This is a genomic window from Vibrio sp. CyArs1 (assembly GCF_022432925.1).
Classification (GTDB): Bacteria; Pseudomonadota; Gammaproteobacteria; order Enterobacterales; family Vibrionaceae; genus Vibrio; species Vibrio mediterranei.
Genome location: NZ_JAKRBO010000002.1, coordinates 218635 through 234893, shown reverse-complemented (window position 1 = coordinate 234893; position 16259 = coordinate 218635). Strand labels below are relative to the sequence as shown.

The following is a 16259-nucleotide window of genomic DNA, read 5'->3' as shown; positions in this document are numbered from 1 at the left end:
TTTCCGTTTATCGTTTGTGACCGGTATGCAGCTTGTTCTCTAGCCAAATCGAGTATCTCGACATGCCAAAACAGAACACCCAGAACACTAACGCGACAAATACATAACTTTCCGTAGCAAAACCAAGCCACTCGGGGTCGGTGTTTGCGGCTTGACCAATACCCAGTACATCAAACATACCAATGATGAGTACTAGACTGGTATCTTTAAATAAACCGATGAAGGTGTTTACGATTGAAGGAATGGTAATCTTAAGTGCCTGCGGTAGCACAATAAGCGCCATTTTTTTCCAATAAGTAAGACCTAAAGCGTCTGCTGCTTCATATTGGCCTTTTGGAATAGCCTGTAGACCACCACGAATAACTTCCGCCATATAAGCCGCACTGAACATGACAACACCAATCAATGCTCTAATCAGCTTGTCAGTTTCTACACCTTCTGAGAAAAATAACGGCAGCATTACCGACGCCATAAACAGAACAGTGATAAGCGGAACGCCACGCCATACTTCGATATAAACAGTACAGATACTGCGAATAATCGGCATCTCTGAACGGCGACCTAATGCTAACGCTACACCAATAGGTAGAGAGACGATAATACCCACAAGAGCAATGATCAGTGTGACAAGTAGACCACCCCATTTGTGTGTTTCTACGACTTCAAGCCCAAACACACCACCGTATAAGAGGCCAGCGGCGATGAAAGGATAGATGTTGACGAAGAACAACCAAATCCATAAACGTTTAGGCGTTCGCTCATAAGCAAGCAAAGCAACGAAAATTGCCAGTGTTGCGTAGAACAGGCGAGGGCGCCATAACTCAGCTTGAGGGTAGAATCCATACATGAACTGTTCCCAGCGAACGCTGATAAACACCCAGCACGCGCCTTCTCTCGAACAAGCGTCGCGAGTGGTACCAACCCAATCTGCTTTGAGAATAGCCCAATCGAACACATACCAAAGTAGAGAGAGAGCAAAGTAGCCTAAAACAATCGTTAGTAAAGAGTTAACTGGACCATTAAATAGATTCTTTCGTAACCAACCTACCACACCAACAGTATTGGCTGGCGGTGGAAGGTCCGGTTGAAATTGATGCTGTGACATATTACCTCTCCACCAATGCAACTTTCTTGTTGTACAAGTTCATCAATGCAGACGTCACCAAACTCAAGGTTAGGTAAACGGCCATAGTCATTGCGATGATTTCAATGGCTTGTCCAACTTGGTTTAACGTAGTACCAGCGAACACAGATACTAAATCTGGGTAACCTATCGCCATAGCTAAAGAAGAGTTCTTTGTCAGGTTAAGGTATTGACTGGTGAGTGGTGGAATGATGATCCTCATTGCCTGAGGAATAACGACCAGTTTTAATGTGCGAGATTTAGGTAATCCAAGAGACATTGCTGCCTCGGTTTGACCGTGGTTTACAGCATTAATGCCTGAACGAACGATTTCAGCAATGAAGGAAGCGGTATAGATACTTAAAGCAAGAGTCAAAGCCGCAAGCTCAGGAATAATACTGATACCACCTTTAAAGTTGAAGCCTTTAAGAACGGGGTACTCTGCCGTGATAGGCATGCCCATAACAAAAAATACAACAACAGGAAGGACAACGATTAAACCCAAACCAATGCGAAACATTGGTGTTTGTTGACCAGTAAGCTTTTGTTTGTTCTTAGCCCAAATATTAATAATGATGGTCGCAATAATACCGAGTATAAAAGCGCCGATCACCACGCTACTGCCTTCTCCAAACACTGGAGCAGGGAAGTAAAGGCCGCGAACATTTAAGAAAATAGCTTCACCTAGGCTCATACTTTGACGAGCGGAAGGTAAGGCTTGAAGGACCGCAAAGTACCAGAAGAAGATCTGTAACAATAAAGGAATGTTTCGGAAAATCTCGATATACACTGCAGCAAATCGACTAACTAGCCAGTTAGAAGAAAGTCGAGCAATACCGATGACAAATCCGAGAACAGTAGCTAACACAATGCCTAGCACAGAGACTAGCGCCGTGTTTAAAAGCCCCACAAAAAAGGTTCGGCCATAAGAAAAGGTTTCGTCATACTCGATAAGAGTAAGACCGATTCCAAAGCCCGCTTCTTGGTTTAAGAAATCAAAACCTGTTGCGATACCTCGAGCAGCTAGATTGTTTAACGCATTGTTAACGATCGTATAGAAAAAGAGTCCTAAAGCGAGAACGGCGATAACTTGGAAAACAATAGAGCGGAAGGTGGGGTTGTATAGTAGATTTGCGCTTTTCGCAGGTTTGTTCTGCGGTGCGACTTGAGTCGTAGTAGGTTTCATACAGCTATAACCTCAAATCCTTTTAAAAAAAGGGCGGATGAACCGCCCTTATTTGAGCACTTAATAGTTATTAGCGGATTGGTGGCGCGTACATGAAGCCGCCAGCATTCCATAGTGCGTTTACGCCACGTGAGATTTGAAGTGGTGAACCTTCACCAACTGTACGCTCAAAACTCTCGCCGTAGTTACCTACTTGTTTAATGATTTGGTAGCCCCAATCATCACGGATACCTAGGCCTTTACCTTTAGGACCATCAACACCAAGAATACGCTTGATGTTTGGATCTTTAGACTTCAGCATTTCATCTGCGTTCTTAGACGTGATGCCATATTCTTCAGCGTTCACCATTGCTGCTAGTGTCCACTTAGCGATGTTGAACCATTGGTCGTCGCCTTGACGAACTACTGGGCCAAGAGGCTCTTTAGAAATGATTTCTGGAAGAACGACCGCTGAACTTGGATCTTGAAGGTTTAGACGAAGTGCATATAGACCAGATTGGTCAGTTGTTAACACATCACAACGACCTGAGTCGAAACCTTTTGACGTTTGAGCTGCAGTATCGAATACTACTGGCTTGTATTCCATACCATTGTTACGGAAGTAATCAGCTAGGTTCAGCTCAGTAGTGGTACCTGATTGAACACAGACAGACGCGCCGTCAAGTTCTTTAGCGCTAGAAAGACCCAGATCTTTCTTAACCATAAAGCCTTGACCATCGTAGTAGTTAACACCAACGAAGTTTAGACCTAGTGCAGAGTCACGGTGTAGAGTCCATGTAGTGTTACGTGATAGTACATCAATCTCACCAGATTGAAGTGCAGTAAAACGTTCTTTCGCAGTCAATGGAACGTATTTAACTTTGGATTTGTCACCCAATACCGCAGCAGCAAGAGCTTGGCAGTATTCTACGTCAATACCTTCCCACTCACCTTTTGAGTTAGGGTTAGAGAAGCCTGGAAGACCAGTACTAACGCCACAGGTTAAAACGCCAGCTTTAGTGACTTTGTCGAGAGTGCCGTCAGCAGCAGATGCTGATGTACTCATCATTGCAGCAGATGCCGCTACTAAAGAAGCAATAAGAGTGAGTTTCTTTGCCATTGTGTATCCTTCCTGTTATTTCCGTGTAAATCAGGTCCAGCCTGAATACAATGTGCTAGTTATTGTTGTGTTGCATCATAAGTCGTTAAAATTGAACTGATTTGGTGCAATTTGTAACGACCGTTTAAAGCGTAGATAATGATTTGTGATTTCTCAAATTATTAATTTAAATAGTGTTTTGAGTTGCCACATACGTCTAAACAGTAGTTAGAATGACGAAATGTGATGATTTTGTAAATAGTGCAGCTTGGCACCAAAAGGGTGCTTCAGAGAGTGGTATGTTATATTTGTGTTAAATTAACATAATCAGTCGTTTTATTGATTTTGGTTCAAATTTTTGACTAATAAACATTAAAAATTCAGTGAAAAATTGTTTTGTGACCAATGTCTCGGTGACAAATATGCACCGTAATGGTGAATATGAATGAATAGTTATTTCGTTTAGAAAAGGAAATTTATGCGTTACTTTCCACTGTTTATGGATTTACTAGATCGACCAGTTTTGGTCGTAGGGGGCGGAGAGGTCGCGTGCCGAAAAGTGGATACTTTAACGAGAGCAGGGGCTCGCGTAACGATAGTATCACCTCAACTAGAGCCTTACCTTGATGATTTAGTCGAGCAAGGTAAATGTTTATGGGTAAAGCGTTTCTACGAAGCTGAGTTAATGCATCAGGACTTTGTGCAAGTTTGGGCGACAACTGATAACCCAGAACTTAACCATCAGGTGCATAAAGATGCTAAAAAAATGGGTATTTTGGTAAATGTCGTTGATGATACCCCGTATTGCGACTTCATTACTCCATCGATAATCAATCGCGGCCGCGTTCAAATTGCCATATCAAGTGGTGGCGCCTCGCCAGTTTTAATTAGAGGTATTCGAGAAAAGCTTGAGTCCATACTTCCCATGAATACGGCTCAGCTGGCGGATTTTGCCGCAAGCAAACGTGGTGATATTAAACAGCATTTCGCTACCGTTGATGAGCGACGCAAGTTCTGGGAGTTGTTTTTCAACGAACCTAGGGTAGTGGAATGTAAGAATAATCATGAACTTGAGCTCGCCTATCAACAGCTCATAAACAGTGACGCAGAGTTTTCCAATGCCTGTACGTGGATCAAGTTTGGTGTTGACCCTGAACTCCTGCCTATTAAAGCACTAAGGATTATGCAAGAGGCTGAAGTGGTGTTCTTTGACAAGAGTTGTCCATTCGGATTTGTTGATTTAGTTCGACGGGACGCAGAGCGCATCGAGTTCCAAGATATCGCGCAAGTCTCTCAAGACATTCAAAAACGCAAAGCAAACAAAGAACGTATAGTAGTGTTTGTAGACCCGCAATCTTCATCACATAGGCTTCTAAAAGAGGGCGATGAGGAAATTGGCTTGGCGCAGATAAAATAAAAGGGCGTTAACGCCCTTTTAATCAAAACGACTAACTCGAGTTAGTCGCGGAAGTTATTAAACTGGAATGGTTGACCTAGTTCACCAGTCTTAACTAACTGCATAGTTGCTTGCAGGTCATCGCGTTTCTTACCTGTTACGCGGACTTTGTCACCTTGAATCGCGACTTGAACTTTAATTTTCGAGTCTTTTACCAGTTTCACGATTTTCTTTGCAACGTTGGTTTCGATACCTTGCTTGAACAATACGGTTTGGTGCCATTGTTTACCTGATTGTTCAGCCGTTTGCGATTCCATCGCGTTTACATCAACGCCGCGCTTAGTCAAGTTACCACGCAAAATATCGCGCATTTGCTTAAGCTGGAAATCGCCTTCACATGAAAGTTTTACGGATTCATCGTTTTGAGAGAACGATGCTTCGACGTTCCTAAAATCAAAACGCGTCGCCAGTTCACGGTTTGCATTGTCTACAGCATTACGCAGTTCTACTGTGTCGATTTCTGAAACAATATCAAATGACGGCATGTTAACCTTCCTTCTCGTTACGTTGTTTTACAGCATCAGCAAGAATGTCTAGCATTTGAACGGTATCATTCCAACTAAGGCAAGGATCTGTGATTGATTGTCCATAAGTAAGGTTATGGAGATCTTCCATGCTCTGGTTACCTTCTTCTATGAAGCTCTCAGCCATGATGCCTGAAATCTTATTGGAACCAGAGATGATTTGACCAGCGATGTCTTTCGCAACGTCGAGTTGCTTACGATGTTGTTTTTGGCAGTTTGCGTGACTGAAGTCAACAACTAGGCGAGCTGGCAAGTCAAATGATGCTAACTGCTCGCATGCTTTCTCGATAGACGCTTGATCGAAGTTTGGTCCTGTGTCTCCACCACGTAGAATCACGTGGCCATATGGGTTACCACTGGTGCGGTATACTGTCATACGGCCATGTTTATCTGGTGAGTAGAAATAGTGCTGTGCTCTTGCGGCGCGAATCGCATCAATTGCAATTTTGATGCTGCCGTTGGTACCGTTTTTGAAACCAACAGGGCAAGATAAAGCTGAGGCCATTTCTCGGTGAATTTGCGACTCAGTAGTACGTGCGCCAATTGCGCCCCAAGTGATAAGGTCGGCGATGTATTGGCCCGTAATCATATCTAAAAACTCAGTTGCCGTAGCCAAACCAAGTTTGTTGATGTCTAGAAGCAAACCACGAGCTTTGTTTAAGCCAGTCTCAAGAGCATAAGAACCATCAAGATTGGGATCAGTAATTAAGCCTTTCCAGCCAACAACAGTGCGTGGTTTTTCAAAGTAGGTACGCATGACGATAAATAGTTCGTCTTTATACTTGTCTTGAATTGCACTTAAACGCTTAGCGTAGTCTAGTGCAGCTTCAGTATCGTGGACTGAACAAGGTCCTACGATGCAAAGAAGACGATTGTCTTCTCCGCTTAAAATACTTTCAATTTGACGGCGAGAATTAGCAATGCGCTCTGCAACGTCATCCGTGATTGGGTGATTCGTACTCAATTCTGACGGAGTCGGCATTGGACCTAATGCCTGTGTTCTTAGTTCATCTGTCTTTAATGGCATGGTGCAGCCTGCAAATTTATTACGAAGCGGTAAAGATAAACGAAATGACAGTTAGAATAAACCTCTAATCCGGAGATAACCGTATCATTTGCATTGATTCGTCCTTCATAAAACACACATTGGTTAAATTAGAATCAAAGTTTGGCTTTATCCTCGTGCTACAAAAATAGTGGTCACATTTAATTAAAAGGAATCCCTTGTATTCACTGGCGGGAGTCGGTATTTTTCCTTTAAAGCAAATAACAACAGCACGGAGCAGCAATGGGGTACGACACTATCCAAACTGGCCAAGAAGAAGCCGAATCAACAACCAACCTGAACCTTGGAAATGTACTACCTAGTTTTGGCGAGCAGCAGCAACCTGCTACCCATCTTTATGTATCTATTTCTGAGCTCATTATGGAAAAGATATTCTTTCACCCCAACTATGCCTCAATGGTTGACTCTCTCGATACCGTAGAGCTCGAGGCAATAAATGCTATCTTAGGTGAGCAAAGTGCTTCAGAGTTTTTTGTTGAGACGTTAGTGAATGCAATTAAAGCGGCGAATATTGCTTCTTACGACACCGTACGTCTTGAACTCAATGATGCAAATAGCTACGAGATGAGTGCTCTACTAGGTGGAGGCGCGGAACCTGATGAGGTGAACCCTTGTCTGGGACTTCGTGGTGTCTCTCGATTTGCTTCTGACGCTTATAAAGCGTGCTTTGCGCTTGAATGCGAAGTGATAAAGCGTTTGAGAGCTGACGGTATTAATGTCGAAATCGTTGTGCCTTGCGTACGTGCCTTGAGTGATGCCGCTAAAATCATTGATCGACTCGCTGAGCAGGGTTTGCCACGAGGCCTTAATGGTCTAAAAGTATTGTTTGCTTGTGACACTCCTTCTGCAGTGCTGCTGTCTGAGCGTTTGCTTCAGTATTTCGATGGATTGGTAATTAAAGTTGAGAGCTTGACTCAATTGACTTTAGGTGTCGACATCAATCAAGAAGAACTAGTTCATCTATACGACCCTCAAAACGAAGCGGTACTAAAGCTAATTAAAGAAGCGGTTGCCGCCTCAAAAGAAGCGCGAAAACCGGCTCTACTGACAATTGGATCACTCGACGATTATCCAGCCCTTAAAGACTTCATTTCTGAACTGGGTAGAATCGACGTATATTCCACTGCAGCTTAATTACGGCGGCGCTACAGTGAAAGCTCCTGTCTTCTTACGAAGTTAGGAGTTTTTTATTAACAAAATTTTGACATCTTCGTAGCTTTCTAGTTTACTGGTCAGACAAGTATGAATGAGGGAAGTCGTATGTTATCGCCGTTACAAAAGGCTAATTTTTACCTTAACGCGTTTGGGTTTATGAAGGTGCCGTTAATTTGGTTGTGCCGTCCAAAATTACTGGAGCTGAACGAAGAAAAGGTCGTAATTAATATTCCATTAAGGCGACGTACGAAGAACCACTTAAACAGTATGTATTTTGGCGTGCTTGCGGTTGGTGCTGATGTGGCCGGCGGATTTATGGCGATGAACAAAGCGCAAAAACGCGGTAATAAAGTGTCGTTGGCATTCAAAGAGGTCGAAGGCAAATTTCTAAAACGGCCAGAAGCTGATGTTCAATTTGTTTGCTCTGACGGAAGGCTTATTGATGAAATGTTGGACGAGACGATAAGAACGGGAGAGCGTGTGAACAGACCGGTAAAGATTACCGCCATCTGTCCATCACTACATGGTGACGAACCAATGGCGGAGTTTTCTTTGGTCTTGTCATTAAAAGCTAAGGCAGCGTAACCTAGCAAACCAAACTGTGTACTCAAACTTTTAGTACTACAGTGGGATTTGTTCTATATCGACAATTTTCGAACGGCTGAGCACAATTTTCCAACGATAGTAAATGGGTTCGTTACCATGGTTGTGCTCCTTCACAATCAGATTGAGCAAGTGACGTTTTTCTAACGATTCTTTCACTACTTGACCGTCTTGAAGCTTATAAAAGCGGTTGTTGGATTTATCCATCAATCGCGTCAGCGCTCGGAAGTTAATATTAATGACTTCACGAGTCTGATCATAACCACTGGTAAATTTAGAGGTCGCCATGTCGGTTAGTGAGCGATAGTGCAAGATTTCTTCTTCTCTTTGAACCACACGCTTCTTGCGAATAGACTTAATTCTATCTGGCATCTTTTCGAACGTTGTGTAGTCCAACCACTCAATTTTCCTGCCGACATCTTTCTTTGTAGTTGCATCGATATAACGTCTGCGCCACTTAGGTTTTCCTCTTTGTATCCAGCGCCACATAATATCGCGTAGGTCATCTTTAAATACTTCACGCAATGCGTAGATAACAGATAGTACAAGAATAAATGAAGCGGTAATCTCGCCCAGATAATCGCGTGCCAATATGACCGCGGACGTTACGAATAACATCACCAGTCCAGTCGCAGTACCTTTGATAACTCGTTTAGTATTACTGCCGACGGACGTTGACTTTTCTTGCAGTACTACAGGGTGTTCAATCAAGCGGCGCAATAATCTCATCTTGTTGCTAAGACGAGTAGGGTCTTTACGAACTTTTTCAGAGTTGTAGTTGTTAAGATTTCGATGTGCCTGTTCTTTTTCGACAATGGTAATAAGCCGATCTTTTAAAGGGGTATATGCCTTACCGTTAGGGATATAGACGACGAGTTCGAGAAACTTCTGCCCGGTATACCAAGATAAATAGTTATCAATGTTGGCATAGTGACGTTTAAGGCTTTCTTCATAAGGAATCGAACGGCGCATCTTCTTAAGAATATCGAGAGCGAGCTCGATGACTTCATCTATTTCATCTGCGGTGACATCTTCCTTCGCCGTTTCTTTTAAGGTTGCAACTGCTTTATCGAGGGCAATAACATATTGGTAGGCGAATAGACTCAAACTGACGCGGTATTGAGTATTAGAAAGACGTCCTCGCTTTGCTAATCGCGAGTGAACAAGTGGCAGAAGTGTTTCATTACTGTAGTAGGCTCGCTTTTGCGAAATTGAATCGTAGTAGAAATCTGTTTCGGATACTAGATGTGACTTCATCCCTAGTTCGTTCGGGACGAATAAGTAAACATCTAAATCTAATCTTTTTGAATTTGCCATCACGTGTGCAATTTTGAGTGTAATGGCGTCTTGCTTGTCGACGGTGATCAAACAACTTCTCCGTGTGCTTTGATAACGTTAAGCATATCAGAACCAAGGTAAACTAGCATCTTAAAGCGAGTCAGGTATAATCGCGCCAATTACCCCAATAGAGATAAACACAATGATTAACGTAGGTCGTATCAACCAGCTAGAAGTAACAAAAGAAGCGGATTTTGGTTGGTTTTTAGACGGAAAAGATTACGGTTCGATTTTATTAACCAAGAAGCACGCTCCTGAGGGTGTAGCGGTTGGTGATGTTGTTGATGTTTTTCTCTATTTTGATGCGGACAACCAAATTGCTGCAACCACAGAAAAACCAGTTGCACAAGTTGGCGAGTGGGGCCTGATGAAAGTTGAAGGCGTAAATAGCATCGGCGCATTTGCCAGTTGGGGAATTAAAGAGAAAGACTTACTTATTCCTTTTAGCGAACAGCGTGGTCGCCTGTCAGCAGGACAAACGATTCTGGTTTACGTGTACACCGACAAAGCATCCGGCCGTATCGTTGGTACCACGAAATTCAACAAGATTTTAGACAATACACCTGCACAATATACAAAGAACCAGCAAGTTGATTTGCTCATCGCTGAACGCAGTGACTTGGGCTACAAAGCGATCATTAATGGTGAACACTGGGGAATGATTTTCCCTTCGGATGTATTTGGTAAGTTGTTTATCGGTAAGCAGTTGAAGGGCTTTATCAAACAAGTTCGTTCTGATGGTAAGATAGACTTGACGCTTCAAAAAGTGGGCGTTGCAAAAATGGATGATTTAAGTGAAAAAATCCTAAGTCTACTAGAGAAGAAAGGTGGCTTCTTACCATTGAGCGACAAATCTACGCCTGAAGCGATTTTTGCCACCTTCAAAACCAGTAAAGGTACATATAAGAAGAGTATCGGTGGTCTATATAAGCAAGGTAAGATCAGTATTGATAAAGATGGTATTCGTCTGATTCAAGACTAATCAAAACTAACGATAAAACTTCAGACCAAAAAGAGGCCCAAAACTGATCCTGATTTGGGCCTAGGGGAATGGCTCATGGAGAGCCTACGCTAACTGTTTTAAACAAACCTGCATTCAATAATGCGTCGCTATGCTTCTTTATGTCAGTGCTTAGAATCTTTACTTTAAACGGCTATTGCGTTTAATTGCCTATGTGTTGATAACCTTTAAAGTGTAGTACAGAACAGGAAAAAAGCGATGTGACAAGCGGTTTTAGCTAGCTAAAACCGCTATGTATTTGGCTTAAAACAGGTTTTTGTCGCGCACCAACTCTCTTGGAAGGCCATTCTTTACTCTATTTCCAACCCATTTACCCAAACCAATAATAAAACCGTTATAACTAACGAACACTTCTCCTTTGCCAGATAAGCCCTCAGGCCTTACGTCTCGACCCATAAACCACTCTCTTGCGTCCTCTTTAGATAGGGGAACAGCGGCTGTTTCAGTATTAGTCAGAGCAGTAGCGACTTGATGTTGCCAGCGATAACCTTTTTTATGTTGTTCTGCGATTTTGATACCCATGCGCGAGAAACGAAACTCTCCCAACATTGGTTCTAGCGCTTCTGGGAATAACCAAATGTCATTGTCACGCTTCCATAACGTGCTGTGTTGTGGAAGAGAGGTTCCCATAGTTTGCTGTAGTTGAGTGACAACGTCACTTGATTCTTTTCGAGTTAATGGTTGAAAAGGAAACTTACCTAGTCGCTTCTTTACTGTTGGAGCAGGGTAAGCTGCTGTTTTCTTAAACTTGGCAATAAAGAAGCCTTCACTGTCGTAAGTTTGCGGGAAAACGTGCAGAAACCCTTCTTGTGTTGTCGCTTTCTCTGCATCAGGGAACAGCTGTTGCAATGACGTGATTTCAACAGCATTTCCAAAAGTTTGTGTGAGATGAAGAGCAACCTGTTGGTTTTCTTCTGGACTTAAAGCACAAGTAGAATAGACCAAGGACCCACCTACTTTTAGGGCGTGAAATGCACTTTCAATAAGGTCTTTCTGGGTTTGTGCAATATCTTTGGTAGACGCTAGGCTCCAGTTTTTCATTGCATCGGCATCTTTACGAACGGTTCCTTCCCCTGAGCATGGTGCATCTAAGAGAATGGCATCAAACTGTTCGGGCAACCATCCGCCAAACACGCGAGCATCGTAGTTACTCATTGCAACATTACTGACTCCGCAGCGTTCGATATTGGCGTGCAATACTTTAACGCGGCTAGCGGCAAACTCATTCGCTACCAAAACCCCTTCGTTATTCATTAATGCGGCAATTTGAGTCGTTTTTGAGCCGGGAGCGGCGGCCATGTCCAAGACGGCTTCAAATCTCTCATCACCACAAAATAAAGCGCTAGGCGGCAGCATAGAACTGGCTTCTTGAATATAGAATAATCCGGCCATATGCTCTGCGGTGTTGCCAAGGGGTACGGTGCTTTCGTCTGCATCAATCCAAAATCCCTCTTCACACCAAGGGATGGTCGTTAATTCCCACCCATTTGCCAGTGCTTTTTTTAAAAAGTCATCAATTGAAATCTTAAGGGTATTAACGCGAATACTCTTTCTTAAGGGTCTTTGACAAGCGGCGATGAAGTCTTCCATGTTGAGAGTGCTAGGGAGGAACGTTTCAACATGTCTTAAGAAGTCTTCTGGGAGGTAAACATTGGCGTGCAAAATGATGCCTTTAGATAGCTGTGTTTATTTAGCAGCGAATTATATACCCAGCGGTAATCAAAGCAAATAAAAGCCCGCTATTGCGGGCTTAGGAAACGCGTCTTTTGTTCGATTAAGGAGTAGGGATTGGCGTGCGCCATTTTTTCCAGTTTTCTTCTGCAGAGGTGTTTAAATAAAACGACTGTCCAGCTTCTGCTTGAGGTTGAAGCTGTTTCCCTTCTGGAGTAGAGAACGTAATCCCTCCTCGAATCAGGCTATCAACAGTACCAGCCTTGATGTTAGCGCCCGAGAGGCCAATTTGCACATCTAAACCAGACACATTCCAAAACACGCTATTAGAACGGACTAAATACGCATAGTGCGGATCAATTTGAATGGTGGAGATGACACGATCAGCGAATGTGCCAAGCTCGACGTCAGTGACACGACCCACTTCAATGTCTCGATAGAGGATAGGTGTTCCTGGCTTAATTGAGCCACGAGCTTCACTTTGTAGCGTAAACTCAACGCCGTTTTCTACTTTAGGAAAATCGTTAAGATCGAAAACCTTAGAGGCTTTTCCCTTACCCGGTTCTACGGCTATATATTGACTAACAATAGCGCCTAGGTTCTTCACACCGTTTAGACCGATTTGCGGTTTCACCATCCAATAATAGGTGCCTGATGTAGTTAATTGATCGACATACTCCGGCAGAATTCTTGCGATTACTTCAACATGCTCTTTATCGAAATCTGGAACGGTAAGCATCACTTCACCAACTTTTACCCCTTGGTATTTTAGCGGCATACCTTTACTGACTTGTTGGTCTGATGTCGTGGTATAGAGAGTAATAGACTGACCAAATTTACGAGCTGAGTTGAAGTCCTGATATAGTTTCCAGTTCTTGCCAGTTTTGTTGTCGATACCCGGCATGCTATCAAATGCGATACCGCCGTCGATAAGTGTTTTGAGTGGCGCAGCTTTAACATTGATCCCAGATAAAGAGGCTTCAACTTCAACACCAGAGCGGTTCCAAAATACCGTTTGCGGTGTAACGAGGTGCTTGTATTTGTTATCGATGCTCGTTTGAATATAGACTCCGCCATCGGTCAATGAGTAGTTTGATACGCTACCTACCTGCATATTTCGATATAGAACAGGACTACCTTCTTGAATTGGAGGAAGCTCATTAGCGAATAGTGTCAGGCGCATTGAACCAGTTTGGTCATGTTTTGCTAACTCAGCCAACGATTTGGTTTGGAACAAGGCAAATTCTGCGCGGTCTGTTTTCGCACCTTCACTGACAAAACTGATAGAGCCTGTTAGAAGTTGTTTTGCAGGTGGGACAGTAACGTTGAGTCCCGCTTTAGTTAACTCAGCGGTAGCACTGCCTGTTACGAAAAAGCGGTTTTGCGAGCGAATCAGATCTTTGTACTCAATATCAATGGAGATATCCATTGCCACTTGGTCGTCCACCAGTTCCACGCTATTTAGCGTACCGACAGGAATACCTCTATAAAGGACGCTGCTGCCAGGCTCAAGACCAAATGAGTTCTCAGAAAGTAGACGTATAGCGATAGATTTCGCTTGAACGCGGTCGAGTTCGTCTTGTTTAACTGCTACAAAGTCACGGGCTTGTTCGCCACTTCCAGGAACGAGCGTCAAAAAGTTTCCAGTAATTAGATTTGATAGGTTTTCAACCCCAGACAGTGACACTTTGGCTTCTTCCAATAAGAACAGTGTGCCCTGATTGAGCATATCACTAAAGGCTGGCTCGATAGATGCTGAAGCAATGATAGAGTCTCGTTCGCCGCTTAGTGCCAAATTGTTTATACGGCCGATCTCAAGGCCGCGATACATAATCGGTGAGCCATTGGCCTTCAGGTTGCTGTTATCGGGTAGGGCGATGCGAATTGGAATACCTCGACCAGCGGTTTTAAGATCTTTGTACAGTCTAAAATCTGTCCCAGCTTTTACCGGTTCACCACCGTCTGGAGAGTCTACGGCAATGGCACCTGCGAGAATAGCACTCAAGCTTTCAAGACGAATGTCGACACCTTGAAAACCAACATTAGCTCCGATGCCACTCACATTCCAAAAGCGGCTCTTGTCAGTGATGATGTGACGAAACTCGTCTTGAATAGATGCTTTGATAATGACGGTTTCAGCATCATTATCAAGTTTGAAGCTATAGACTTCACCTATTGGAATTTTCTTGTAGACAATTTTTGAGCCTACTGAAATGCCCCCTAAGTCTCTTGCCTTTAAAGTAACAGTTAACCCGTCGTTGACGGCGAGTTCTGTTGGTACTGACTCAAGAGCCACATATTTGGATTTCGCGTTATCGGATTCGGTAGCAGGGAAAATCGATATGTAGTTGCCGGATACTAGAGCATCTAATCCAGAAATTCCAGATAGCGACGCGGAAGGTTTTACCAACCAAAATTTAGTGTCTTCACCCAGTAACTTGGTTGCTTCAGGATATATATCAGCATCGACATAGATGTTACTCAGGTCTTCTGACAGATTGATGTCTCGCACCATACCCACCTCTAAACCTTGATAGCGAATAGTCGTTCTACCTGCTATTAATCCTTGCGCATCAGAGAAGTAGATTTGCACTCGTTGACCGGCATCATGAACGGCTTTTGCTAATAACCAACCCGCCAAGGCGATGGTCAAAACAGGCAAGATCCAGAGAGGAGATATGCGTCGATCTTTCTTAATCTCTGGGCTATAGGATGGTTGCTGTTGATTCTCGTTACTCATTAAAGCTACTACTCAACTTTGGTTTCAGGTTGCAAGGAAGGTTTCGAATTATGTCTGTCCCACAGTAATCGTGGGTCCAATGTTTCGGCCGCAAACATGGTTAATACAACCACTATACCGAAGGCAACGGCACCAAACCCTGGGGTGAAGTTCAAAATCTGGCCACGGTCTACTAAGGTAAGCATGATTGAAATGACGAACAAATCAGTCATCGACCATTTGCCGATCCATTTAATCGCTCGGTAAATACTCATTTCGACTTTGTGATTTTTAACCTTGTCGAATTGAATGCAAAACATCAGATAGCTGAGGCCAATAATCTTAGCTACGGGTACTACGATACTCGCGACAAAGATAATAATGGCAATGCCCAGCATGTCATTGTTAATAAGCGATGCGACCCCAGAAAAAATGGTGTCTTCTAGGCGTTGTCCATTGGTAATTAAAATTGAAATAGGCACAAGGTTGGCTGGGAATATTGCAACGGTAGCGGCAATAAGCAGCGCCCATGTCTTCTGCATGGAGTTGGGCTTGCGATGGTGCAGTGGATTGTGGCAACGAACGCAAAATTCAGCTTCGGGTTGTGATAAATGGCATGTGTGGCAGTGGATTTCTTTCGCTTCTACTGGCAATGAGCTTTCTGCTTGCCAACTTTCCCAATAACGTCTTGTGCTTACTCGGTTCACTAGAACAATAGTAAGTACTTGTAGAATCACCAAGCTATATAGTGCATTACCAACGTAGATATCCGAATAATCTTGGAGCTTAAAGCATGAAATAGCGACACTGATCAGGAAGACATCTAACATTACCCAGTGCTTACTGTGTGAGAGAATGCTGAGCGATATTTTAAGCGTATTGAACCAACGATACTTCAGTGCGACATGAGCAGTTATCACTGTAGCACACATAGCGAGTGGGGCAATGGTGTGACAAAATAGGGTTAACAAAGCAAGCCCTGGGTAGCCTTCCTTAATGAGGGCATAAACCCCTTCCATTAAGGTGCCTTCAATCATCATTCCTACAAGTCGGATAGTTATAAAGTCGAAATAATGAGAAGGTATAAACAGGAGTAGGCAGGTTATTGCTAGCGCAAGGTTGCCACCAATTGAGTAACTTTCGCTGCGATAGAGTTGGGTACCGCAACGAGGGCAATCAGCACTGTAGCCTTTTTTTAGGTCGACGATGTCAACAGGCAATTCACAGCATTGGCATAAACGAACTTGGGTAGGTGTACGCGCGTGAGAACAGGCACTCATCTTTCATGACCTATCAAAGATGAGTGTGTTGCTGTGGAG

13 protein-coding genes are annotated in these 16259 nt (G+C 43.4%); 4 read left to right on the top strand and 9 right to left on the bottom strand.

Features of this window, described 5'->3' with window-relative positions:
* Window positions 1–7 precede the first annotated feature (7 nt).
* The 3 genes from MMA19_RS07695 to MMA19_RS07685 all read right to left on the bottom strand — a co-directional run bounded on the left by MMA19_RS07695 (window position 8) and on the right by MMA19_RS07685 (window position 3408).
* Window positions 8–1105, bottom strand: a complete 1098-nt coding sequence (locus tag MMA19_RS07695) for an amino acid ABC transporter permease (RefSeq protein WP_240205919.1) — start codon at window positions 1103–1105, stop codon at window positions 8–10.
* 1 nt (window position 1106) lies between these two features.
* Entirely contained in the window at window positions 1107–2309 is a 1203-nt protein-coding gene (locus tag MMA19_RS07690; RefSeq protein WP_006074561.1) for an amino acid ABC transporter permease, read from the bottom strand.
* A 70-nt stretch (window positions 2310–2379) separates the two neighbouring features.
* Window positions 2380–3408, bottom strand: coding sequence for an amino acid ABC transporter substrate-binding protein (locus MMA19_RS07685; protein WP_006074559.1), 1029 nt, complete (start codon window positions 3406–3408; stop codon window positions 2380–2382).
* A gap of 457 nt (window positions 3409–3865) precedes the next feature.
* On the opposite strand from MMA19_RS07685, the gene MMA19_RS07680 reads away from it, so the two are divergent.
* The gene (locus tag MMA19_RS07680; protein ID WP_006074556.1) at window positions 3866–4804 is read left to right on the top strand and encodes an NAD(P)-dependent oxidoreductase; all 939 of its coding nucleotides are present in this window, start codon (window positions 3866–3868) and stop codon (window positions 4802–4804) included.
* A 41-nt stretch (window positions 4805–4845) separates the two neighbouring features.
* Here the strand turns inward: MMA19_RS07680 and MMA19_RS07675 are convergent, their stop codons facing one another.
* Window positions 4846–5328 carry a YajQ family cyclic di-GMP-binding protein gene (locus tag MMA19_RS07675; protein ID WP_006074555.1) on the bottom strand — a complete coding sequence of 161 codons (483 nt, stop codon included), beginning with the start codon at window positions 5326–5328 and terminating at the stop codon, window positions 4846–4848.
* A 1-nt stretch (window position 5329) separates the two neighbouring features.
* Complete coding sequence (locus tag MMA19_RS07670; RefSeq protein WP_006074554.1) at window positions 5330–6394, bottom strand: 3-deoxy-7-phosphoheptulonate synthase; 1065 nt, start codon at window positions 6392–6394, stop codon at window positions 5330–5332.
* 261 nt (window positions 6395–6655) lie between these two features.
* On the opposite strand from MMA19_RS07670, the gene MMA19_RS07665 reads away from it, so the two are divergent.
* Together MMA19_RS07665 and MMA19_RS07660 are read left to right on the top strand one after the other, a co-directional pair.
* Window positions 6656–7567, top strand: coding sequence for a putative PEP-binding protein (locus MMA19_RS07665; RefSeq protein ID WP_006074553.1), 912 nt, complete (start codon window positions 6656–6658; stop codon window positions 7565–7567).
* A gap of 126 nt (window positions 7568–7693) precedes the next feature.
* Window positions 7694–8173: a DUF4442 domain-containing protein gene (locus MMA19_RS07660; protein ID WP_006074551.1), complete on the top strand. Its 480-nt coding sequence runs from the start codon at window positions 7694–7696 to the stop codon at window positions 8171–8173.
* Window positions 8174–8209: 36 nt separating this feature from the next.
* Here the strand turns inward: MMA19_RS07660 and MMA19_RS07655 are convergent, their stop codons facing one another.
* Window positions 8210–9559: a hypothetical protein gene (locus MMA19_RS07655; protein ID WP_006074549.1), complete on the bottom strand. Its 1350-nt coding sequence runs from the start codon at window positions 9557–9559 to the stop codon at window positions 8210–8212.
* A gap of 112 nt (window positions 9560–9671) precedes the next feature.
* On the opposite strand from MMA19_RS07655, the gene MMA19_RS07650 reads away from it, so the two are divergent.
* Window positions 9672–10511: a S1-like domain-containing RNA-binding protein gene (locus MMA19_RS07650; protein WP_006074547.1), complete on the top strand. Its 840-nt coding sequence runs from the start codon at window positions 9672–9674 to the stop codon at window positions 10509–10511.
* Window positions 10512–10793: 282 nt separating this feature from the next.
* Here MMA19_RS07650 and rsmF read toward each other — a convergent pair whose 3' ends face one another.
* From rsmF to MMA19_RS07635, 3 genes are all read right to left on the bottom strand, one after another.
* Window positions 10794–12212: a 16S rRNA (cytosine(1407)-C(5))-methyltransferase RsmF gene (rsmF, locus tag MMA19_RS07645; protein ID WP_240205918.1), complete on the bottom strand. Its 1419-nt coding sequence runs from the start codon at window positions 12210–12212 to the stop codon at window positions 10794–10796.
* Window positions 12213–12324: 112 nt separating this feature from the next.
* Window positions 12325–14961 carry an MlaD family protein gene (locus tag MMA19_RS07640; protein WP_240205917.1) on the bottom strand — a complete coding sequence of 879 codons (2637 nt, stop codon included), beginning with the start codon at window positions 14959–14961 and terminating at the stop codon, window positions 12325–12327.
* A gap of 8 nt (window positions 14962–14969) precedes the next feature.
* Window positions 14970–16220 carry a paraquat-inducible protein A gene (locus tag MMA19_RS07635; protein WP_006074543.1) on the bottom strand — a complete coding sequence of 417 codons (1251 nt, stop codon included), beginning with the start codon at window positions 16218–16220 and terminating at the stop codon, window positions 14970–14972.
* Between the last annotated feature and the right edge of the window lie 39 nt (window positions 16221–16259).